21 protein-coding genes and 1 pseudogene are annotated in these 19,487 nt (G+C 70.8%); 5 read left to right on the top strand and 17 right to left on the bottom strand.

Annotated features, from left to right (window positions below; all coding sequences use genetic code 11):
* Positions 1 to 167: 167 nt before the first annotated feature.
* On the top strand, positions 168 to 392 hold the full coding sequence (locus tag CNO20_RS01180) for a DUF8015 family protein (RefSeq protein WP_101294207.1): 225 nt from the start codon (positions 168 to 170) through the stop codon (positions 390 to 392).
* A gap of 213 nt (positions 393 to 605) precedes the next feature.
* Here the strand turns inward: CNO20_RS01180 and CNO20_RS01175 are convergent, their stop codons facing one another.
* The 4 genes from CNO20_RS01175 to pepF all read right to left on the bottom strand — a co-directional run bounded on the left by CNO20_RS01175 (position 606) and on the right by pepF (position 4,763).
* Positions 606 to 989 carry a DUF5811 family protein gene (locus CNO20_RS01175; RefSeq protein WP_101294206.1) on the bottom strand — a complete coding sequence of 128 codons (384 nt, stop codon included), beginning with the start codon at positions 987 to 989 and terminating at the stop codon, positions 606 to 608.
* A gap of 52 nt (positions 990 to 1,041) precedes the next feature.
* Complete coding sequence (locus tag CNO20_RS01170) at positions 1,042 to 1,512, bottom strand: pyruvoyl-dependent arginine decarboxylase (RefSeq protein WP_101294205.1); 471 nt, start codon at positions 1,510 to 1,512, stop codon at positions 1,042 to 1,044.
* Positions 1,513 to 1,617: 105 nt separating this feature from the next.
* Positions 1,618 to 2,844 (bottom strand): proteasome-activating nucleotidase Pan2, encoded by a 1,227-nt coding sequence (pan2, locus tag CNO20_RS01165; protein WP_101294204.1) that lies wholly within the window; start codon positions 2,842 to 2,844, stop codon positions 1,618 to 1,620.
* Positions 2,845 to 2,963: 119 nt separating this feature from the next.
* Positions 2,964 to 4,763: an oligoendopeptidase F gene (gene pepF / locus CNO20_RS01160; RefSeq protein ID WP_101294203.1), complete on the bottom strand. Its 1,800-nt coding sequence runs from the start codon at positions 4,761 to 4,763 to the stop codon at positions 2,964 to 2,966.
* Between the two features lie 157 nt (positions 4,764 to 4,920).
* On the opposite strand from pepF, the gene CNO20_RS01155 reads away from it, so the two are divergent.
* The gene (locus CNO20_RS01155; protein WP_101294980.1) at positions 4,921 to 6,339 is read left to right on the top strand and encodes a M28 family peptidase; all 1,419 of its coding nucleotides are present in this window, start codon (positions 4,921 to 4,923) and stop codon (positions 6,337 to 6,339) included.
* A 22-nt stretch (positions 6,340 to 6,361) separates the two neighbouring features.
* Here CNO20_RS01155 and CNO20_RS01150 read toward each other — a convergent pair whose 3' ends face one another.
* From CNO20_RS01150 to hisS, 5 genes are all read right to left on the bottom strand, one after another.
* Positions 6,362 to 6,592 (bottom strand): hypothetical protein, encoded by a 231-nt coding sequence (locus tag CNO20_RS01150; RefSeq protein WP_101294202.1) that lies wholly within the window; start codon positions 6,590 to 6,592, stop codon positions 6,362 to 6,364.
* A gap of 41 nt (positions 6,593 to 6,633) precedes the next feature.
* Entirely contained in the window at positions 6,634 to 7,236 is a 603-nt protein-coding gene (locus tag CNO20_RS01145; protein WP_101294979.1) for an HAD family hydrolase, read from the bottom strand.
* A gap of 206 nt (positions 7,237 to 7,442) precedes the next feature.
* Positions 7,443 to 8,252 (bottom strand): tRNA pseudouridine(38-40) synthase TruA, encoded by an 810-nt coding sequence (gene truA / locus CNO20_RS01140; protein WP_101294201.1) that lies wholly within the window; start codon positions 8,250 to 8,252, stop codon positions 7,443 to 7,445.
* Between the two features lie 159 nt (positions 8,253 to 8,411).
* The gene (locus CNO20_RS01135) at positions 8,412 to 8,864 is read right to left on the bottom strand and encodes a universal stress protein (protein ID WP_101294200.1); all 453 of its coding nucleotides are present in this window, start codon (positions 8,862 to 8,864) and stop codon (positions 8,412 to 8,414) included.
* Between the two features lie 223 nt (positions 8,865 to 9,087).
* Positions 9,088 to 10,389, bottom strand: a complete 1,302-nt coding sequence (hisS, locus tag CNO20_RS01130) for a histidine--tRNA ligase (protein ID WP_101294199.1) — start codon at positions 10,387 to 10,389, stop codon at positions 9,088 to 9,090.
* A gap of 149 nt (positions 10,390 to 10,538) precedes the next feature.
* On the opposite strand from hisS, the gene CNO20_RS01125 reads away from it, so the two are divergent.
* Complete coding sequence (locus CNO20_RS01125; protein WP_101294198.1) at positions 10,539 to 10,985, top strand: universal stress protein; 447 nt, start codon at positions 10,539 to 10,541, stop codon at positions 10,983 to 10,985.
* A gap of 7 nt (positions 10,986 to 10,992) precedes the next feature.
* Here CNO20_RS01125 and CNO20_RS01120 read toward each other — a convergent pair whose 3' ends face one another.
* The 7 genes from CNO20_RS01120 to CNO20_RS01090 all read right to left on the bottom strand — a co-directional run bounded on the left by CNO20_RS01120 (position 10,993) and on the right by CNO20_RS01090 (position 16,510).
* Complete coding sequence (locus tag CNO20_RS01120; protein WP_199174695.1) at positions 10,993 to 12,084, bottom strand: S-adenosylmethionine:tRNA ribosyltransferase-isomerase; 1,092 nt, start codon at positions 12,082 to 12,084, stop codon at positions 10,993 to 10,995.
* The gene (locus CNO20_RS01115; protein WP_101294197.1) at positions 12,072 to 12,779 is read right to left on the bottom strand and encodes an SDR family NAD(P)-dependent oxidoreductase; all 708 of its coding nucleotides are present in this window, start codon (positions 12,777 to 12,779) and stop codon (positions 12,072 to 12,074) included. Before CNO20_RS01115 ends, CNO20_RS01120 begins: the two co-directional genes overlap by 13 nt.
* Before the next feature lie 210 nt (positions 12,780 to 12,989).
* A complete protein-coding gene (locus tag CNO20_RS01110; RefSeq protein WP_101294196.1) occupies positions 12,990 to 13,868 on the bottom strand; it encodes an EamA family transporter in 879 nt (292 codons plus the stop codon).
* A gap of 65 nt (positions 13,869 to 13,933) precedes the next feature.
* Positions 13,934 to 14,530, bottom strand: coding sequence for a DUF7411 family protein (locus CNO20_RS01105; protein ID WP_101294195.1), 597 nt, complete (start codon positions 14,528 to 14,530; stop codon positions 13,934 to 13,936).
* 4 nt (positions 14,531 to 14,534) lie between these two features.
* Positions 14,535 to 14,885 carry a DNA-binding protein gene (locus CNO20_RS01100; RefSeq protein WP_101294194.1) on the bottom strand — a complete coding sequence of 117 codons (351 nt, stop codon included), beginning with the start codon at positions 14,883 to 14,885 and terminating at the stop codon, positions 14,535 to 14,537.
* A 101-nt stretch (positions 14,886 to 14,986) separates the two neighbouring features.
* Positions 14,987 to 15,442 (bottom strand): 30S ribosomal protein S19e, encoded by a 456-nt coding sequence (locus CNO20_RS01095; RefSeq protein WP_101294193.1) that lies wholly within the window; start codon positions 15,440 to 15,442, stop codon positions 14,987 to 14,989.
* Positions 15,443 to 15,481: 39 nt separating this feature from the next.
* Positions 15,482 to 16,510: a lysylphosphatidylglycerol synthase transmembrane domain-containing protein gene (locus CNO20_RS01090; RefSeq protein WP_101294192.1), complete on the bottom strand. Its 1,029-nt coding sequence runs from the start codon at positions 16,508 to 16,510 to the stop codon at positions 15,482 to 15,484.
* 187 nt (positions 16,511 to 16,697) lie between these two features.
* Between CNO20_RS01090 and thiL the strand changes: the two genes are divergently transcribed.
* Positions 16,698 to 17,597 carry a thiamine-phosphate kinase gene (gene thiL / locus CNO20_RS01085; RefSeq protein ID WP_101294191.1) on the top strand — a complete coding sequence of 300 codons (900 nt, stop codon included), beginning with the start codon at positions 16,698 to 16,700 and terminating at the stop codon, positions 17,595 to 17,597.
* On the opposite strand, the gene CNO20_RS01080 is transcribed toward thiL, so the two are convergent.
* Positions 17,563 to 18,699, bottom strand: a complete 1,137-nt coding sequence (locus CNO20_RS01080; RefSeq protein ID WP_101294190.1) for a site-2 protease family protein — start codon at positions 18,697 to 18,699, stop codon at positions 17,563 to 17,565. The two genes, thiL and CNO20_RS01080, sit on opposite strands and share 35 nt — an antisense overlap.
* A gap of 161 nt (positions 18,700 to 18,860) precedes the next feature.
* Between CNO20_RS01080 and CNO20_RS01075 the strand changes: the two are divergent.
* A pseudogene (locus CNO20_RS01075) lies at positions 18,861 to 19,485 on the top strand (bile acid:sodium symporter family protein).
* Positions 19,486 to 19,487: the final 2 nt, after the last annotated feature.

Raw genomic sequence — 19,487 nt, 5'->3', positions numbered from 1 at the left:
CGCACCCCGCGGCGGGCGGCGAACCCCGCTCGACCCGCGTACGCGTCCGAAGCGCCACCCGACGGAGCGGGATGGCGAGTCGGTGAGTAAAACCGAGAGGCGGCGTCGGGGTGCGGCGACAATATTTTGTGGCGCTGCGCCGTACAGTCGCGCGGAGGTGAGCGACGATGAGCGTTCGAAACGCACAGCGAAGCGGCGGCACCGGACCGCCGAAGGTATCGCGGTACGACCTGCTGCTCGCCGCGCTTCCGCTCCCGCTCGTCGCGGGGGTCGCGTGGTCGTTCCTCGCGCCGGTTCCCACGGCGCTCGGCGCCGGACTGGGGTCGCTCCCCTCCGCGGTCGTGCTCGGCTACGGCCTGTTCTGTGACGCCCCCGCGGACGGGACGGCGTGACGGACGGCGAGCGTCGACCGACGCCGCGTCGGAAGCCGGCCGAGAGTAGTCGGAAGTCGGTCGAAGTCGAGTCGGAAATCGGCCGAGAGTAGTCGGAAGTCGGCCGAAGCCGAGTCGGGACGCGGACGCGCCGATCGACCGTACGGGCGCGTCCGGCGTCCCGCGATTCGGTTCTCGGAGAAGGGAAGGAGCGTCGAAGAGCGGCGGCTACGGTTACCGCGCGGTCGGGGTGACGCCGTCGCCGACGGCGTTCATCACCTGGAGCGCCGCGCTCGCGGCGAGGCCGCGGGCGACCTCGCGCCGGTCCTCCTCGGCGAGCCCGGTTTCGAGGTCGTCGAGGTCGGGCGCGAAGCCCGCGCTGACGGGGTGCCCGGCCGGGGGGTGGACGGCGACGGTCGCCCGCGGACCGTCCGCGCCGTAGGAGAGTTCGGACCCGACCGTGTAGCTGTCGGGGAGGTACGCGCGGGTCTGCTCGACGATGCCCGCGACGGCGCGGCGGAGCGTCCGCCGCTGGTCGAGCGTCAGGTCCACGTCGTGCGACGACTCGCCCGCGCCGACGACGCCGGGTACACCGGCGTACGGATCGTTCGCGTTCATAGGAAGGTTCGGGGAGAGTAGGCTGACCCGGGGTAAAAAGCCGTCGAACGCGTCAGAAGACGGGCTCGCTCTCGCCGTAGGCCGCGACGACGAGGGCCGTCGTGTAGCCCTCGGGCGGGGCCTCGACCGACGTCACGGTCACCTCCCGGTCCGTGAACTCCCAGTCGCGGAGCTCCGCCCCGGCGTCGAGGCCCGCCCGGATCTCCGCGGCGACCTCGTCGGGGTCGTCGCCGGTCGCCTCGTAGAACAGCCCCGGACCCGGACCGGTCGCCCAGCCGAGGCCCGCGGCGACGGTGCCCGGCCCGGCCCTCGTCTCCCGCGCCTGGACGACGGTGAGTCGGTCGCCCGCCGGGCCGAGGTCGGGGACGGCGTCGACCTCCTCGACGGTCGCGCCGGCCGGGACGATAGAGGAGACGACGACGAGGTTGTAGTTGTGGACGTTCGCCTCGGCCAGCGCGGCGTCGTACGACGACAGCTCGGTCGGCGCGGTCGCCGCGCCGCGCGCGACGTGGATCGCGTTCATTGTCGGATGACGGAGGCGCGGCTAAGAATGGGTTACGGATCGGCGGCGCGGTCGCGGGTTGCGGAGCCGGGGTCGCAGTTGCGGGTCGCAGATCCCGTTCGCGGCTCAGTACTGGTAGTCGGTGAAGCCGGCGACCGGCCCCTCGTCCTCGGCTTCGACCTTCTCGCGCGCGGCCTCGAAATCCTCGTGTCGGACCTCGACCCGATCGTCGCGGATGGCGAACATGCCCGCTTCCGTCGTGAGGCTGGCGATGTCCGCGCCGCTGTAGTCGTCGAGCGCCGCCGCGATCTCACCGAGGTCCACGTCGTCGGCGACGTTCATGTCGGCGGTGTGGATCTCGAGGATGCGCTCGCGGCCCTCCGCGGCCGGCTTGGGCACCTCGATGAGGCGGTCGAACCGACCCGGCCGGAGGATCGCCTCGTCGAGCATGTCGAAGCGGTTCGTCGCCGCCATGATGCGGATGTCGCCCCGGTCGTCGAACCCGTCCATCTCCGAGAGCAGCTGCATCATCGTCCGCTGGACCTCGGCGTCCCCGGAGGTCTTCGAGTCCGTCCGCTTCGAGGCGACGGCGTCGATCTCGTCGATGAAGATGACCGCCGGTTCGCGCTCTTCGGCGAGGTCGAACAGGTCGCGGACGAGCCGCGAGCCCTCGCCGATGAACTTGCGGACGAGCTCGGAGCCGGCCATCTTGATGAACGTCGCGTCCGTCTCGTTGGCGACGGCCTTCGCCAGCATCGTCTTGCCGGTGCCCGGCGGGCCGTGCAGGAGGACCCCCTTCGGCGGGTCGACGCCGACCGCCTCGAACAGGTCCGGGTTGACGAGCGGGTCCTCGACCGCCTCCCTGACCTCGCGTACCTGCTCGTCGATGCCGCCGATGTCCTCGTAGCGCACGTCGGGCGACGCCTCGACCTCCATCGCCTGCGCGCGGGCGTCGGTCTCGTCGTCGAGGACGCGCTGGACGCCGAAGGAGTCGTTGATCGCGACGCGGTCGCCCTCGCTGAGGGAGTCGGCGAGGCTCGGCGACACCTCGGTGAGCACCTCCTGGTTGTTCCCGTGCTGTTTGATGACGACGCCGTCGTCCGAGATCTCCTCGACGGTCGCGATGTACATCGAGGAGGTCTTCAGCACCTCGTTTCGCCGCTTCAGGTGGTCGACTTCCTCCCGGAGCTCACGTCGCCGATCGTTCGCCTCCTGCAGGCGCTCGTCCAGTTCCTCGTTCACGTGGACGATGCGCGCGTAGTGTTTGCGCATCGCGTTCAGCCGCTCGGCGTCGGACATCTCCGGGTCCAGATCCAGCCGAGGACGGTCGGGAAGGGACGGGCTACGTGACATTCGCTACTGCCCGCTTCGGGATCGGAGTAAATGTGCCTTGTGGGTCCGGAAACCGAACGGGGGTTCGTCGCGGGGTCGGGTCGGCCGCGGACGCGCCGGCTAACGCGGGGCGAGACGGGTCACCGGAGGTCGAGCAGATCGGCGATCTCGTCGAGGTAGCGGCCGTAGACGCCGAGCGCGTCCTCGACCGGGGCGGGCGAGGTCACGTCGACGCCGGCCGTTTCGAGCACCTCGATCGGGTACGCGCTGCCGCCCGCGCGCAGCGCCTCGCGGTAGTCCGCCGCGGCCGGTTCGCCCTCCTCGCGGATGCGCTCGACGATCGAGACGGCCGCGCTGATCCCCGTGCTGTACTGGTAGACGTAGTAGGAGTAGTAAAAGTGCGGAATGCGCATCCACTCGCGGGCGATCCGGTCGTCGATCGCCGCGGGCTCGTAGAACTCCGCCTTGAGGCCGCCGTAGATCTCGTCGAACGCGTCGGGCGTGAGCGCGCCGCCCTCCTCGGCGATCTCGTGGATCCGTAGCTCGAAGTCGGCGAACATCGTCTGCCGGTACAGCGTCGAGCGAAAGCGTTCGAGGTACTCGTCGAGGACGTGCCGGCGGAGCTCGTCGTCGTCCGCGTTCTCCAGCAGGTGGTGGGTGAGGAGCGTCTCGTTGACGGTGCTCGCCACCTCGGCGACGAAGATGTCGTAACTCGAGTAGTGCCACGGCTGGCTCTCGTTGGCGAGGAGCGAGTGCATCGAGTGGCCCAGCTCGTGGGCAAGCGTGAACATCGAGGCGACGTCGTCCTGGTAGTTCATCAGGATGAACGGGTGGGTGTCGTACGTCCCGCCGGAGAACGCCCCGGCTCGCTTGCCCCTGTTCTCGTAGACGTCGACCCACCGGCTCTCCAGCCCCTCGGCCATGCACTCCTGGTACGCCTCTCCGAGCGGGGCGACCGCCTCGACGACGTACTCCGTCGCCTCCTCGTAGGTGACTTCCGGTCCCTCGTCGCCGGTGAGGGACATGTAGAGGTCCCACATCCGGAGTTCGTCCGCGCCGATCGCCTCGCGCTTCAGTTCGGCGTGTCGGTGGAGGTGCCCGAGGTTGTCGCGGACGGTGTCGAGGAGGGTGTCGTACACCGCGACGGGCACGTTCGGGCCGTCGAGCGCCGCCTCACGGGCGGTGTCGTAGTTCCGGGCGCGGGCGAGTTTCACGTCCGCCTTCACGCTGTTTTTCAGCGCCGTACCGACGGCGTTTCGCACGCCCGCCCACTCGTCGTAGAACGCCTCGTACACCTCGCGGCGGAACTCCCTGTCGGGGTGCTTCTGGAGCTTCGTGAAGTTCCCCTGCGTGATCTCGACGCCCTCGCCCGCCGGATTTTCGACGGTGGGAAAGCGCATGTCGGCGTTCGAGAGCATCGAGTAGACGTCGCTCGCCGCGCCCGTCACCTCGGACAGCTCGGCGAGCAGCTCCTCGACCTCCGGCGAGCGGGTGTGGGGCTTCATCCGGAGGGCGTCGTCGAGGTAGTGTTCGTACGCTTCGAGCGCCGGCTCCTCCTCCAGGAACGCCTCGACCTCGTTCCCGTCGAGGCGCTGGAGTTCGGGTTCGATGAAACTCGTCGCGCTCCCGGCCTCGGCGGACAGCGACTCGGCCCGCGCGGACAGGGCCTGGTACTCCTGATTCCGAGTGTCCTCGCTGCTTCGGAGCCGCGCGTAGGAGACGACCGTCGCCACGTCGCGCATCACCGACTCCACGAGTTCGAGCAGTTCGAGGAGCGTCTCCGGGCTCTCCGTCGTCCGCCCCTCGTACTCCCGGATCTCCTCGACCCGGCCTTTCGCCTCCTCGAGCGCCTCCTCCCAGGCCTCGTCCGTCGCGTAGACGCTCTCCAGGTCCCACTTGTACTCCCGGTCGATGTCGCCGCGCTCGGGAACCGAACTCATACCCGGTGGGTGGCGTGTCAGGCTGGTAAGCCTTGCCTATCCGAATGCGAAAGGGTGACGGGGCGCCCCGTCGGGGCGGGCTGCGGCGATCGCGGTGCGGGAGGCGTACTTCACCGCGATCCCGGAGGTTTTAGTCGGAAGCGACGAACGGCGCGCCATGGACGACGACGAACCGCGCTCCGCCGTCGACGAGCGCAGCTCCGCGGGCGACGAAGGGCCAGCTGCGGACGACGAGGGGCCGGCCGCGGACGACGAGCGGCGGGTCGCGGCCGACCGCGCCGCCCTCGGGCGCACGTGGATCGACGACCGACCGTGGCGGTTCCTGACGGACCTCACGAGCATCGGCGATCGGATGGGCGGCAGCGAGGGCGAGCGCCGCGCCGCCGACCTGGTCGCGTCCGCGTTCGAGGACGCGGGCGTCGAGAACGTCCGCCACTGGCGGTTCGAGATGAACGAGTGGGTCCGCGGGCGGACGAAGCTCGAACTGCGCGCGCCGCGGCGTCGGCAGTTCGAAGCGATCGCGCTCCCGTACTGCCCCGCGGGCGAGGCGGCGGGCGAACTCGCGGACGCGGGCTACGGCACCCCCGCCGAGATCGACGCGACGGACGTCGCGGGGAAGGTCGTCGTCGCCAGCACGACCACGCCGGCGGGGAGCCGGTTCATCCACCGAATGGAGAAGTTCGGTCACGCGATCGAGTCGGGCGCGGAGGCGTTCGTCTTCGTCAACCACGTCCCCGGGCAGCTCCCGCCGACCGGATCGCTCCGGTTCGACGAGGAGGCCGAGGCGATCGCCGTCGGCGTGAGCAAGGAGACCGGCTCGTGGCTCTCCGAGTACGCCGACCGCGGGGGCGAGGTCCGCCTCTCGGTCGAGGCCGAGACGAGACCCGGCGAGAGCCAGAACGTGGTCGGTCGCCTCGGTCCCGACACCGACGAGGAGCTGCTGCTGCTCGCCCACTACGACGCCCACGACATCGCGGAGGGGGCGCTGGACAACGGCTGCGGCATCGCGACGGTCGTGACGGCCGCGCGGATCCTCGCCGAGGCGGATCTCGATCTCGGCGTCCGGGTCGCCGGCGTCGGCTGCGAGGAGATCGGGCTCATGGGCGCGGAGCACCTCGCGGAGACGCTGGAGCTCGATCGCGTGAAGGCCGTCGTGAACGTCGACGGCGCGGGGCGGTTCCGCGACCTCGTCGCGATGACGCACGCCTCGGAGGCGACGAGGGGCGCCGCGACTCGCGTGAGCGAGCGGACGCGGCAGCCGATCAAACTCCGCGAGGAGCCCCACCCGTTCAGCGACCAGTGGCCGTTCGTCAAGCGCGGCGTGCCGGCGCTGCAGCTCCACAGCGACAGCGGCGAGCGCGGCCGCGGCTGGGGGCACACACACGCCGACACGCGGGACAAGGTGGACGACCGGAACGTCAGGGAGCACGCGATGCTGACCGCGCTGCTCGTCGCGGAACTCGCGCGGAGCGAGGTGCCCCGGCTCGACCGCGACGAACTCGCCGCGGCGTTCCGCGAGGCCGAGTTCGAGGCGGGGATGCGGGCGGCGGGGCTGTGGCCCGAGGCGTGGGAGTAGCGGGGGCGAACCGGGTTACGGACTACCCGGACCGCGTCGACGCGCCGGCGGCGTCTGAGACGACGATCCACAGGCCCTTCGCGATCTGATTGAGCCCGTAGAGGAGGGTGCTACAGAGCACCAGGAGGCCGAGAGCGCCGCCGAGGAGTCCCGATCCGAGCATCGGGCCGCCGAGTTCGACGCCGAGCGCGATCAGCGCGACGCCCGCGAAGAGGCGGATCGTCGCGTCCCAGGAGGCCTGTTCGAGCGACATGTGCGCGGGGACGCGGGGACGTGTCAAATAGGTGTCCGTCGTCAGCGGGGGACGGGCTCGCAGCCGACCAGCGGGAGGAGCTCCTCCAGCGTCTCGATCTCGTACGTCGGCTCCGCGACCAGTTCGTACTCCGCCCGGTGCGGCCGCCGGATGAACGCCACGTCGACGCCGGCGCGGTCCGCCGCGAGCACGTCGACGTTGCTGTCGCCGACGTAGAGGGCGTTTTCGGCCCCCAGCTCCGACACCGCCAGTTCCAGGTAGTACGGCTCCGGCTTCCGACGGCGGAATCCCTCGATGGTCGGCTCCCGCCCGTAGGCGACCGAGAACAGGTCGTCGAGGCCGAACACGTCGAGGATGTGCTCGACCGTCGCGTGCTGGTTGTTGCTCACCACGGCGAGATCAATCGGACGAGCCGGCCCGTCGCCGGCGAAGTCGACAGGACGAGACGACCCATCGTCGTCGAGGTCCACGGGACGAGTCGGCTCATCGCCGGCGAGATCGAAGAGGTACGCGACGTCGTCGTACAGCGGCTTCGCGCCGGTTTGGAGCGCGGCGCGCTGGGCCTCGGCCGCGCGCACGACGTCGGTCCCCGTCAGGTGCGTCAGGACGCCGTCGTTGTCGAGGATGATCGCGTCGTAGCTCACCCGCCCCACCTCGGTTCCGTCGGCCCGGAGGGATCGCCGTCCGCCGCCGCGAGCGAACCGTCGAACGCGGCTCCGGGCCCGGCGAACCCGATCGGCGTTTCGGACATGGTCACCCGCTAGTGGTCGTTCACTCCATAATTACTTTACTCAATATATAGCAATAGCCCTACGGCCGCGTCGGGAGTCGTTATCGGACTGGGGAGCCGTCAGCGGACGCCGCGGCGGATCTCGTCGGCGACGCGCGCGGCGACTCGGCCCGCGACGTACCTGTCGTCGAACACCGCCCGCGCGCTCCCGGCGGCGTCCGCGTCGACGTCGAACGAGACGTCCGGGTACTCGACGCGGGTCAGGACGAGCGGCGTCGGCGGCGCGGGGGCGACCCCCTCGGGTCCGTCGATCGGGTCGGGGCCGAGCACGCGGTCCACCTTCGCGAGATCCGCCTCGCCGGCCGCGACCGCGCGGACGAGGGAGACGAGGCGGCGGACGAGTTCGCGGGCGAAGCCGCCGGACTCGACCCGGACGACGAGGAACGCGCCGTCGCGCTCGACGGACCCCGAGAGGTCGCGGACCGTGTTCTCGTGATCGGGCGTCAGGTTGTGAAAGTCGTGTTCGCCGCAGAGCGCGTCGAGCGCCGCGCGGGCCCGATCGTCGTCGATCTCCGGCGCGTAGAGGTGGTAGGCGTACCCGCGCCGGACGGCGTCGTGGGTCGCGTGGAAGTCGGCGGGCACCGCGGCGCTCGCCCACGCCCGCACGTCGGCCGGGAGGGCGCTGTTGAGTGCGCGCGGCAAGCACCACGCCGGACAGTCGAAAGCGACCGTCTGGGCGAGCGCGGACACGCCGGCGTCGGTTCTGCCGGCGGCCGCGTAGCCGGTCGGCTTCGGGGCGTCGGCGTCGAGCGCCCCGAGGTCGCGGAGGGCGTCGAACAGCGCGCCCTCGACTGTCGGCACGTCGGGCTGGCGCTGGAAGCCGTGGAACGGCCGGCCGTCGTACGCGATACGGAAGGCCCGCGTCGGCATTGTCGGCCGTTCGGCGAGCGCCGGCTTAACGCGTCCGGCTCCGGGACCGAGCGGTCACGGCGGGCGCGCGTCGGTCGCTCCCCTCGCGGTGCGTCGCCACGCCTCGCGTTCCGCAGTCACTCCCGCCCGCTCTGCGGCCATCCCGCTCGCAGTCCCCGCTCACTCCTCGGCCGCTTCGGTCCCCTCGCGGTGGTGTCGGACGGTGAGCACGGGCACCGTCGCGCTCCGCACGATCCGCTCCGTGGTGCTCCCGAGCAGGTACCGTTCGAGCCCCCGCCTCCCGTGGGTTCCCATGACGATGAGGTCGATGTCGTTGTCGTCGGCGTACCGGAGGATCGTCCGTTCGGGCGACCCGTGGACGATCGCCGTCTCGACGGGGACGGCCGCGTCGCGCGCCGCCTCGGCGACGTACTCGACCGCCCGCTTTCCCTCCTGTTCGAACCCCTCGAGCATCACGTCGGCGTCGAAGTCGGCCGTGCCGAAGGCGGCGGTGTCGACGACGTACAGCGCGTGGAGCGTCGCGTCGTATCGACGCGCGAAGTCCACCGCGCGCTGGACCGCGCTTCTCGCCGTCTCGCTTCCGTCCGTCGGGATGAGGATGCGCTCGTACATGGCGTCTCCGTGCGGGTCTTTCCCGGGCAGCGGGTTAACCCTGACCGCCGATTCCCGCGGGGCGAAAATCGGAGCTGATCGTGGTGGACCCGAACGGATCGCAGTGGATCGAATCGGAGAGAATTGAATCGGATGGGCTCCCCGACGCGCGATTGGACGGTTGAGTCGCGTCGTCTGCGGCGGGGTCGTCCCGTGAGGCGTCCGAGGCGGCGGAGTCGCGCCGTCAGACGGCGAAGTCGTCGTACGTCGGCGCGTCGCGCTCGCCGGGGAAGTCGTCGACCGGCGCGGTCGTCTGCTCGCCCGACGCCATGTCCTTGACCGTCACTTCGCCGTTCTCGAGGTCCCGCTCGCCGACGATGACGACCGTCCGGGCGTTGACGCTGTCTGCGTACCCCATCTGCGCGCCGAAGCTCCGGCCGGAGACGTCCGTCTCGACGACGTTGCCCCGCTCGCGGAGGTCGCGGGCGATGCGGGCCGCCGTGGGGCGGGTGTCGCCGACCTGGAGGACGTAGTAGTCCGTCGAGAGCGCCTCGTCGGGCCAGACGCCGGCGCGCTGGAGCAGGAGCTGAAGGGGCGCGTGGCCCGGCGCGACGCCGACCGCGGGGGTGGGCTGACCGCCGAAGCTCTCGATGAGGTCGTCGTAGCGGCCGCCGCCGAAGACCGAGCGGGAGACCTCCCCGGTCGAGTCGAAGCACTCGAAGACGACACCGGTGTAGTAGTCGAGGCCGCGGGCGGTTTCGAGCGAGAGCGAGCAGTACTCGCGCGCGCCGAAGTCCTCGGCGGCGTCGAGGACGGCCCGCAGGTTGCCGACGGCCTCGTCGACGCGCTCCGTGCCGGCGAAGTCGACGAGCTCGTCGAGGTCCTCCGATCCGAGGAGGGAGTCGAACTGCCGGGCCTCGTCGTAGTCGAGGCCGGCGTCGACGAGGAGGTCGTAGTACTCCTCGTCCGCGATCTTCGCGCTCTTGTCCACGGCGCGGACGGCCGCGCGGACGTCCACGTCTGCCTCGAACGCGGAGAGCAGGCCGCCGAGGATGTCGCGGTGGGACACGCGGAACTCGAACTCCTCGCCCGTGAGCCCGAGGTCGGTCATGGAGTCGGCGGCGAACGCCAGGATCTCGGCGTCGGCCGCGGGGTCCGACGAGCCGAACACGTCGACGTTCGTCTGGTAGAACTCGCGGAATCGGCCCTGCTGGGGCTCCTCGTAGCGCCAGAACGGGCGCGTGGAGTACCACTTGATCGGCTTCGAGAGCTCCTGCTGCTTCGCGACGACCATGCGCGCGACCGTCGGCGTGAGTTCGGGCGTCAGCGCGACGTCGCGGCCGCCCTGATCCGTGAAGGAGTACAGCTCGTCGACGATCTCCTCGCCCGACTTGTCCACGTACATCCGCGTCCGCTCCAGCGCGGGCGTCCCCACCTCCCGGAAGCCGTAGCGCTTCGCGACGGACTCCATGGCGTCGATGACCGTCCGCCGAGCCTGCATCTCCCCAGGGTAGAAGTCTCGGAACCCCTTGAGTCGCTCGTACATTGTATTGTGTCGTGGTTCGCACAGCGCTCGCTTGAAGGCTGTCCTTTTCGAGTGGAGCCGGATCGGCTCGCGCGACGGACGGCCGCCGGCGTACCCATCGGCAACCCTGAACAAGGGCTATCAGGGCGGAACGCCAACCCATGCGTGGAATGACACTACTGGTGCCGTTCGACGGCTCCGACCTCTCGGAGGCGGCGTTGAAACGGGCGACGGAGTTCGGCGAACTCGTGGACGAGGAGGTCGTCGCCCTCACGGTGGTCCCGGACGACGCGGAGTACGCGCTGGAGCGGGGCTGGATCGCGGAGAACGAGCCGTTCGGCGTCGAACGGGTCGGCGAGTCGATGCGGGAGCGCGTTTCCGCCCTCGCCCCCGAGGCGACGTTCCGGACGGAGGTACCCCGAGGCGACGATCCGACCGCCACGCGGACGATGGACATCGCGCGGACCGTCCGCGAGGTCGCGGACGAAGTCGACGCGTCCGTCGTGTTCGTCGGCAGCCAGAACGCCGGGAAGGTCTCCGCGCCCCTCACGAGCGTCGGTAACCCCGTCTCGGAGGATCCGCGGTACGACGTGCACATCGTCCGGCACGCGGAGTGAGGCCGCCCTACCGCGCCGACCCCGGCAGGATCAGGTGGCTGTCGCCGAACTCGTGCCAGAGGTAGCCCTCTCCGACGGCCGCCCGGTACGCCTCCCCGATCACCTCCGCGCCGGCGATCGCGTGGAGCATCGCCAAGTGCGTCGTCTCCGGGTCGTGCATCCCCGTCAGGAGGCCGTCGGGGACCGCGACGCCCCGCTTCGGCGTGATGAACGCCCGGGTGAACCCGCGGACAGGCCGAGCCGCCCCGATCGCGCCGTCGTACGCGCTTTCGAGCGCCCTGACGACGGTCGTGCCGACTGCGACGACGCGCCGCCCGTCGCGTTTCGCGGCCGTCACCGCGCGCGCCGTCGCGGCGGGAACCTCGAACGGTTCGCCGTACAGCGGGTTCCAGTCGTCCTCGCAGCCGCATTCGAGCGCGTCGAACTCGACTTCGAGGCTCGACACGCCGGCGTGGAGGGTGATCGACGCGATTCCGACGCCCTTCGCGCGGAGGCGTTCGACGACGCGCTCCGTGAACGGCCGCGCCGCCGAGGGCATCTCGGCGCTCCCGGGGCGCGCCGCGAAGGGGGTCTGGTAGGCGTCGAGGGGCTGCGGTTCCGCGAGGTAGCCGTAGCGGATCGGCTCGCCCGCCGCCTCCATCGCCTCCCGGAGGTCGCCGTCGAACCGAACGAAGCTCAGCCGCGGAATCTCGGGGTAATGGGCGACGACGCGACCGGCGATGCCGGGGACGCGGATCTCGTCTCCGGGGTTCAGCCCGATCGGCCCGGGTTCGCCCGGGCCGTGGCGGGGTTCGACGAGCCACAGGTTCCGGCCGTAGTCGGTCGAGGCGTTCAGCAGGAACGTCCCATCCGGTCCCGTCGCCGGGAGGCTGGCCGGGAGCGTCGCGCTGTCGTTGACGACGAGCAGGTCGCCCGGGTCGAGGAAGTCCGCGAGGTCGACGAAGCCGGCGTGGACGTGTTCGCGCCCGCGGCTGACGAGCAGGCGCACCCCGTCGCGCGCGAGGCCGCGCGCCTCCGGCGGCAGCGTCGCCTGCAGATCGACCGGCCGTTCGAACCGGAAGTCCGCGAGTTCCATCCCGCCGCCCATCACGCCTCCCACCGTTCGGCCTGCGCCTCGAAGCGGCGGCCGGTAACGTCGAGCGGATCGCGGCCCAGCAGCCACGCCCAGAAGGGGAGCGTGATGTCGGGCAGCGGGCGATCGGAGATGTCCTCGCCCGGGAACGCCCGCCGGTGCATGTCGGTCCGCATGTCGCCGGGGTCGACGCTCACGACGCCCACCGCGGTCTCCTCGGCCGCGAGCGCGCGGGTCAACTGGTCGAGGGCGGCCTTGCTCGCGCCGTAGCCGCCCCAGCCGGGGTAGCCCTCGACCGCGGCGTCGCTCGTGACGTTCACCACCAGTCCGCCGGCCTCGCGGAGCACCGGCAGGACGGCCTGCGCGAGCGCGAGTGGGGCGACGACGTTCGTCCGGAGCACGCGCTCGAACTCGTCGAGGGGGTACGCCGAAAGCGGCGGGAGCGGCGACGGGCCGAGCGCCGAGGCGTTGTTCACGAGCAGGTCGAGCGCCCCGCGCTCGGCCGCGATCTCGCCGAGGACCGCGCGGTGGTCGGGGTCGGCGACATCGCCGGCGACGGCGCGCACGTCGACGCCGAACTCGGCGAGCGACTCGGCTCGCTCCGTCAGCGCGGCCTCGTCGCGGGCGGTGAGTAGCAGGTCGTCGCCCCGCCCGGCGAGGAACGTCGCGAGAACGGCACCGAGTCCCTTGCTCGCGCCCGTGACGAGGGCGAATCGCGGCATCAGCGCCTCCAGGACGAGCGCGGCTGCGGCTCCGAGCCGCCCGCGTGCGGATGTCGTTCGGCGTACATACAGGAGAGGAGGTTCTCGGGCGGCTTAACGGCGCGCTGAACCCGACTTCAGTACGCGCGCCGGAACGATTCAGGGACGCGATCCGACGCGCTTCGGAACGCGGACCGACGCGGTTCAGCGCGTTCAGCGCGGGCCGACGCGTCACAGGGCGATGAGCGCCACTCCGGCAACCGCGAGCCCCGCGGCTGCGAGGCGGACGCGGAACGCCTCCTCGCGGAGGACGACGCCGCCGAGGACGACCGCGACGATCGCCTGCGTGTTGATCACCGGCGAGGCGATGCTGGCGGGGACGTTCGAGAAGGCGAGCGAGGTGACGTGCTCCCCGACGGCCACCGCCGCGCCCGCGACGGCGAGCTTCGGGGCGTCCGCCAGCACGTCGTCCGGCCACGACCGCAGGGCCGCCGGGAGGAGGACGAGCAGGACGCCGCCGAGGAGGGCGAGCACCCACGCTTCCAGTGGGAGCCCCAGATCCTGTAGCGCGAGGCGCTTGCCGATGTCGCCGACGGCGAAGCAGGCGGCGCTCACGAGCGCAAGCTGCGCCGCCCGCGACGTCGCCGCCTTCCGCACCGGCGCGAGCAGCCCGCCGGGCCGGTAGTTGGCGACGTACACCGCGAACGTGGCGACGAGCACGCCGAACACCTGGATCGGGGCGAGGTGCGCGCCGAGCAGCCCGATCTCGATCGGGAGCACGAACACGGGCACGGTCTTGTTGATCGGCGCGACGTACGACACGTCGCCCGCCTCCAGCGCCCAGAGGAAGATGACGAGCGCCGCGGCGATGGCGGCGACGGTGACGAGCACCACCCCGGCCGTCGCGAGGCCGGCGCGGTCGACCGCGTCGCCGACGGCACCCTCGGGGAGCGCCACGGCCGCGTAGGGGAGGTACCAGGCGATGGCGAAGGCGTAGACGAGGACGGAGAGCGCCGTCGCGGGGTAGTCGTCGAAGTAGCGCTTCAGTCCGAACAGGTAGCCGCCCCAGACCAGCGCCGCGACGACGGAGTAGGCGATGCCGATGTCCACGGACGGCCTACAGGCGAGGGGGACAAGAGGGATTCGAAGTCGCTCGGGGCGGGGACGAACCCACGTCAATCGGTTTTCGTGCCCCGGACGTACGTCTGCTCGTGGGCGGGGAACACCTCGACGATCGCGTCGGAGCCGTACCGCTCGGCGAGCAGGCGGCGGAGTTCGCCCTCGTAGTCCGACTTGGGGATCTCCTCGCTCGGACCCGACTCGACCGCGAGCTGCGACTCGACGAGGCGATCGACGGCCCGGCGGCCGAAGCCCGAAAGCGGCGCGAGGTAGTCGACGTCGTGGCGGTCCTCGAGGCTCTGCGCCTGGGCGCGAGAGACGGTCGGGACGCGGTCGTCGCGGCGGGTCCCGTCGGCGACGGCGGCGACGTCGAGCCCCGCGACGGTCTCCAGGGCGTGTTCGTGGACGCGCTGGATGCCGTGTCGGGGGTAGCCGTCGGCGCGGATCCGGTCGACCGCCTCCTCCGCGACGGCGCGGTCGAGTTCGACCGCCTCGAACGGGTAGCCGAGCGCCTCGGCCGCCCGCTCGGCGTGCCGCCAGTCGTCCGTCACGCCGAAGTGGGCGGTGACGAGCGTCACGTCGTAGAACGAGTCGAGGAGGAGGGCGGCGAGCGAGGAGTCCTTTCCCCCGCTGTAGAGGAGCGCGAGCTCCATTCCGTCACCGGCGACGGATGTTGAAGCTCTTGGAGTCGGGCTTGAGCTCCTTCAGGAGTCGCTTCATCTGCTCTTCGTCGATCTTGCCCTGGATCCGACCGCTCTGGGCGAGCGCGACGATCTGTCGTTCGACCTGTTCGGCGAACTGCGGCTTGCTCATCTGGACCGCGTTGAGCCGCTGGCGGGCGCCGTCGGTGAGGAACTGCCGGAGGAGCGCGTCCTTCTGGGCTTCGGCCTGCTGGCGGGCCGCCTCGTCGGCTTCCTCCTGGCCCTCCTGTTGGGCCTGCTCCTGCATCTCCTGCATCTTCTGGCGACGGAGCTCCTCCAACCGTTCGTCGTCTGGATTGCCGCTCATACCTGCATAGTTTCCGATTGGACAGGAAAACGGTTACGGACGAACGCAGCGACGGCTCGTCGGGCGGACGGTGAAACGCTCACGACGCGTTCGACGAAAGGCTACGCGTAGCGCTCGAGGTCGGGGCGGTCGAGGCGCTCGAAGACGGAGCGGGCGGCCTCGTCGAGGAAGCTGCGGCCCTCGGGCGTGATGCGGCGACCCTCGCCCTGCGCGGTCTCGACGAAGCCCTCCGCTTCGAGCTGCTGGAGGATCGTGCGGATGATCTTCTTGCTGCCCGTCTCCTGGTGGGCCTTGGCGACGCGGTAGCGGTTCGTGCCGCGCTTTCGGCCGCCGTACTCGACCGCCAGGCGCTCGATGCCGATCGGCCCCTTCATGGCGACCTTTCGGAGGACGCTCCCCGCGCGGACGTACCAGAAGTCGTCGTCCTGCGGCGGGAGTTCCTTGTTCGCGCCGGTCTTCGAGTACTGCATCCAGTCGGGCTGTTCGAGCCGGTCCTCGAGGCGGTCTGCGAGCTCCGAGATGAGCTCGTCCGCCGGGACGTCGTAGAGGGTTACCATGGCTACGAATTCTTGAGGGCGCTGTTTAAAGCCATCGTATTAGGCCCGTTCGCGGACGGTGACAACGCCCATCACGATCCCGCCGATGACCATCGGAACCCAGTACACCGCGCCGCGGTAGATGATGACGGCCGCCAGCACGATGGGCTCCGTGATCATCGGGCCGGTCGCCGCGAGCAGCAACACGACGAGCATGCTCTCGATGCCGCCCGCGCCGCCGGGGAGCGGTGTCACCCCCGCGATCGCGGCCATCGGGACGACGAACAGCGTGATCGACAGCGGGATCGACGCGCCGATCGCCTCGAAGGCCAGCCAGAGGCCCACCATCTGGAACGCCCAGCCGGTCGCCGACAGCATGACGGCGAGCGCGAGCCCCTTCGGATTCGTGGCGACTCGCTCGATCGCCTGGAAGAAGCGCCCGACGCGCCGTTCGATGATCGCCGCGCTGGGGGCCGAAACGCGCGGAACGACGCCGGCGATGCGCTGGATGAGCGGCGTCACGCCCCGGACGGCCCGCCGTTCGAGCGAGTAGCGCCGCTGCCAGCCCACGTAGATGAGGGAGGGGACGACGAGCCCGAGGACGAGAACCGCGCCGACCGCGATCTCCAGGTTTCGACCGAGGGTCGTCTCCGTGGCGAAGTAGCCGACGCCGATGAGCGCGAGCGCGATCGACGGGACGAAGTTGAGCGTGTCGACGCTCGCGATGGCCGCGAGGCCGGTCTCGTACTCCGCGTCGGCCGTCCGCGAGATGAGCAGCGCGGTCACGGGCTCGCCGCCGGCCTGCCCGAACGGCGTGATGTTGTTCGAGAACGTCGCGCCGGCGAAGACGAAGAAGGCTTTCGCCGTCGAGATGTCGAGCCCGAGCACCGCGAGGACCGTCCGGAGCGACAGGCTCCAGGCCGTGAGCCACCCCAGCGTCACGAACAGGACGAGCGCCACGGTTCTCGGGTCCGCCGTCGACAGCTGCTGGACGAGGCGGTCGACGCCGACGAAGTAGAACAACAACGCGAAAACGGCGAGCGCGCCAGCGAACCCCAGCACCGTCGTTCGAATTCTCTCGCCGGCCATACCGCCGAATCGGACACGGACGGCATTAAGCCACCGAAAGGGACGGACGGGGCGCAGCCGCCGCCTCGACGGCCCTCCGCCGCTGTGATCAGGTTCGTCTCGGTGACGCCCTGTTCGTCTCCGCGGCGTCCGGGCCGGAGTTTCGGTCTCGGAGCCTTTACCACGTCGCCGTCGCAACCACCGAGGCATGGACGAGCGCACGGCCCTGCGCATGCTCGCGGGCGATCTCCCCGGGGCGGGCGACGACGCCGCGGTCGTCGGCGGGACGGTCATCACGACGGACATGCTGCACGAGTCGACGGACTTCCCGCCGGGGACGACCCGCTACACCGCCGGCTGGCGGTCGGTCGGGGCGTCGCTGTCGGACGTGGCCGCGATGGGGGCCGAGGCGACCGCGGCCGTCGCCGCGTACGGGGCCCCCGCGTTCGACGGGGACGAACTCCGGGCGTTCGTGCGCGGCGCGCGGGGCGTCTGCGACGCGGTTGGGGCGACGTACGTCGGCGGCGACCTCGACGCGCATGGCGAGTTCACCGTCGCCACGACCGCGATCGGCGAGACGGACGACCCCGTCCTCCGCACGGGGGCGGAGCCCGGCGACGCCGTCTGCGTCACCGGGACGTTCGGGCGAACCGCCGCGGCGCTGCGCTTCTTCGAGCGCGGCGACGCCGAACGGGGGAACGACCTCTTCCGCTTCGAACCGCGCGTCGCCGCCGGGCTGGCGCTCCGCGGGCACGCGAGCGCGATGATGGATTCCAGCGACGGGCTCGCGCGGTCGCTCCACCAGCTGGCCGAGGCGAGCGGCTGCGGATTCGCGGTCGAGTGGGACCGCGTCCCCGTCGATCGGAGCGTCGACGAGGTGGCCGACGGGGGCGGCGACCGCCGCGAGCTCGCGGTCCACTTCGGCGAGGACTTCGAGCTCGTGTTCTCGCTCCCGGAGGACGCGCTCGACGACGCCCGGGAGGCGTCGCCGACGTCGATCGCGCGCGTCGGCCGCGTGACCGACGAGAGCCGGGGCGTGACGATGGACGGCGGTCCGCTCCCCGATCGAGGGTTTACGCACTCCCGATCTGAATCGGAACGAGCATGAAGCAGAGCAGCCCGAGGCCGAACGTGAGGAGGCCGACGAGCTGTCGCTTCCGGCCGATACCCGTCTCGTCGATGGGGTTCGCCGGACCGTTGAACGCGATGAACGTCGAGAAGAGCCCCCAGAACGCCCACAGGCCCACGGACTCGTTGATGCTGAGCCCCCTGACGTAGTAGAGGTACCCGGAGAGGCCGAACAGCGCGAGCGGGACGAGCGCGGCGACCGTCTCCTGTCGCTCCCCGATCATCGCCCGCAGCATATGGCCGCCGTCGAGCTGGCCGACCGGCAGGAGGTTGAGGACGGTGAAGAACATCCCGACCCACCCGCCGATGACAACCGGGTGGACGGTGTTCGGCGGCGGATAGTCCGTCGGTCGGCCGATGGCCGCGGCGATGAGTTCGAGGAGCGGCGGGTTGTTGAAGTAGATGACCTCGCCGCCGGTCGAGAACGCCCACTGCGGGATCGTGAACGGCCCGAGCGACAGGCCGACGACCGTCACCACTATCGTCGCGGCGAGGCCCGCGAGGGGCCCGGCGACGCCGATGTCGAAGAGCGCCTTTCGGTCGGGCATCTGTCCGCGCATTCGGATGATCGCACCCATCGTCCCGAACGGGAGGATGAAGGGGATGACGTACGGCAGCGAGACGTCCACGCCGTGGTAGCGAGCCATCGCGTAGTGGCCCAGTTCGTGGATCAGGAGGACGCCGAGGACGGCGGCCGTGAACGGCCACGCCCTGAGCGCGACAAGCGGGTTCTCGGCGATCGTCGAAATCGGAATGTAGTACCAGGCGGTCGCGCCGACGAAGAGCGTCGAGCAGACCGTCGCGACGAAGAGCAGGAGGTTCTTCCAGGGGACCCCGTCGACGCCGGTGGTCGCCGGCGTCGCGACGAGCACGTCCCGCGAGTCGCGGGTTCGGGCGATCTGCACCTCGTAGCCGGCCTCTCGGAAGGCCGGCCAGACCTCGCGGAGGAGCATCCGATCGGGGACGAGAGATTCGCCGTAGTAGAACACGCGATCGCCGTCGCGCTGGACGTCGTGGAGGTGAAACACCGATCGGAGCGCGTCGATCGCGCGGGGCTCCGACGACTGATCTACCCGATCCATTTAGCGGGTTTACGGTCGGAAACCGTATAAATCCGGTGTCGTCGCTCGCCGGCTGCGAGCGCGACCGAGTCGCTCTCACCGTCGCTGATATGTGCCGGAGCGGCGGAAGACGAAAGGATGAGAGGCGGGACTCGGGCGCACCGGCACGAGGGCGACGCTCGATGAGCGCCCGGCGGTATCTCCGGGCCGGCAGTCGAATCGCGAGCGAGTACTTCGTCGTCTGGGTACTGCTGTTTTCCGGCGTCGCGCTGGTCGTTCCCGGGGCGTTCACGTGGATTGCCCCCTACATCGCGCCGCTCCTCGGCGTCATCATGCTGGGGAGGGGGCTGACGCTCCGACCCGACGACTTCAGGCGGCTGCACGTGACGTTCGTCGATCTCTTCGCCAGCATCGTCCAGATCGTGTTCGCCCGGTCCTTTTCGGCTTCGCGCTCCGCTACGCGCTCGATCGCCGCGCGCCGGAAGCCGCGGAGGTCGGCCTCGACGTGTTTCCCGCCGTCAGCGTCGTCACCACCGTCGCCATCGTCGCCGCCGTCGTCGGGCTGAACGTCGAGAACGTCTTCGCCGCCGCCGGAACCGTCGCCTTCGCGGTCGTCGCGCACAACGCGCTCGGGCTCGGCGCGGGGTACGGCGTCGGCCGCCTCGCCGGATGCCGGCGGATCGGCGGCGGACGTGCGCGTTCGAAATCGGCCTCCGGAACAGCGGCCTCGCGGTCGCGCTGGCGAGCTACTTCGCCCGCCGGGGCGGGGACGGCGCCGCGGATCCGACGGCGGCAGCCGACGATTGAGC

The organism is Halegenticoccus soli, assembly GCF_002844195.1.
GTDB classification, from domain to species: Archaea; Halobacteriota; Halobacteria; order Halobacteriales; family Haloferacaceae; genus Halegenticoccus; species Halegenticoccus soli.
Note: the sequence above shows the minus strand (reverse complement) of the source record. Positions and strands in the feature narration are given on the sequence as shown.

Coding starts and splice junctions, on each gene's coding strand:
- CNO20_RS01125 (WP_101294198.1), top strand. CDS start 10,539: ATGACACTACTGGTGCCGTTCGACGGCTCCGACCTCTCGGAGGCGGCG.
- truA (WP_101294201.1), bottom strand. CDS start 8,252: ATGCCGACGCGGGCCTTCCGTATCGCGTACGACGGCCGGCCGTTCCAC.
- CNO20_RS01105 (WP_101294195.1), bottom strand. CDS start 14,530: ATGGAGCTCGCGCTCCTCTACAGCGGGGGAAAGGACTCCTCGCTCGCC.
- CNO20_RS01115 (WP_101294197.1), bottom strand. CDS start 12,779: ATGCCGCGATTCGCCCTCGTCACGGGCGCGAGCAAGGGACTCGGTGCC.
- CNO20_RS01155 (WP_101294980.1), top strand. CDS start 4,921: ATGGACGACGACGAACCGCGCTCCGCCGTCGACGAGCGCAGCTCCGCG.
- CNO20_RS01080 (WP_101294190.1), bottom strand. CDS start 18,699: ATGGATCGGGTAGATCAGTCGTCGGAGCCCCGCGCGATCGACGCGCTC.
- pepF (WP_101294203.1), bottom strand. CDS start 4,763: ATGAGTTCGGTTCCCGAGCGCGGCGACATCGACCGGGAGTACAAGTGG.
- CNO20_RS01175 (WP_101294206.1), bottom strand. CDS start 989: ATGAACGCGAACGATCCGTACGCCGGTGTACCCGGCGTCGTCGGCGCG.
- CNO20_RS01095 (WP_101294193.1), bottom strand. CDS start 15,442: ATGGTAACCCTCTACGACGTCCCGGCGGACGAGCTCATCTCGGAGCTC.
- pan2 (WP_101294204.1), bottom strand. CDS start 2,844: ATGTCACGTAGCCCGTCCCTTCCCGACCGTCCTCGGCTGGATCTGGAC.
- CNO20_RS01150 (WP_101294202.1), bottom strand. CDS start 6,592: ATGTCGCTCGAACAGGCCTCCTGGGACGCGACGATCCGCCTCTTCGCG.
- CNO20_RS01100 (WP_101294194.1), bottom strand. CDS start 14,885: ATGAGCGGCAATCCAGACGACGAACGGTTGGAGGAGCTCCGTCGCCAG.
- CNO20_RS01180 (WP_101294207.1), top strand. CDS start 168: ATGAGCGTTCGAAACGCACAGCGAAGCGGCGGCACCGGACCGCCGAAG.
- CNO20_RS01170 (WP_101294205.1), bottom strand. CDS start 1,512: ATGAACGCGATCCACGTCGCGCGCGGCGCGGCGACCGCGCCGACCGAG.
- hisS (WP_101294199.1), bottom strand. CDS start 10,389: ATGTACGAGCGACTCAAGGGGTTCCGAGACTTCTACCCTGGGGAGATG.
- CNO20_RS01090 (WP_101294192.1), bottom strand. CDS start 16,510: ATGGCCGGCGAGAGAATTCGAACGACGGTGCTGGGGTTCGCTGGCGCG.
- thiL (WP_101294191.1), top strand. CDS start 16,698: ATGGACGAGCGCACGGCCCTGCGCATGCTCGCGGGCGATCTCCCCGGG.
- CNO20_RS01135 (WP_101294200.1), bottom strand. CDS start 8,864: ATGTACGAGCGCATCCTCATCCCGACGGACGGAAGCGAGACGGCGAGA.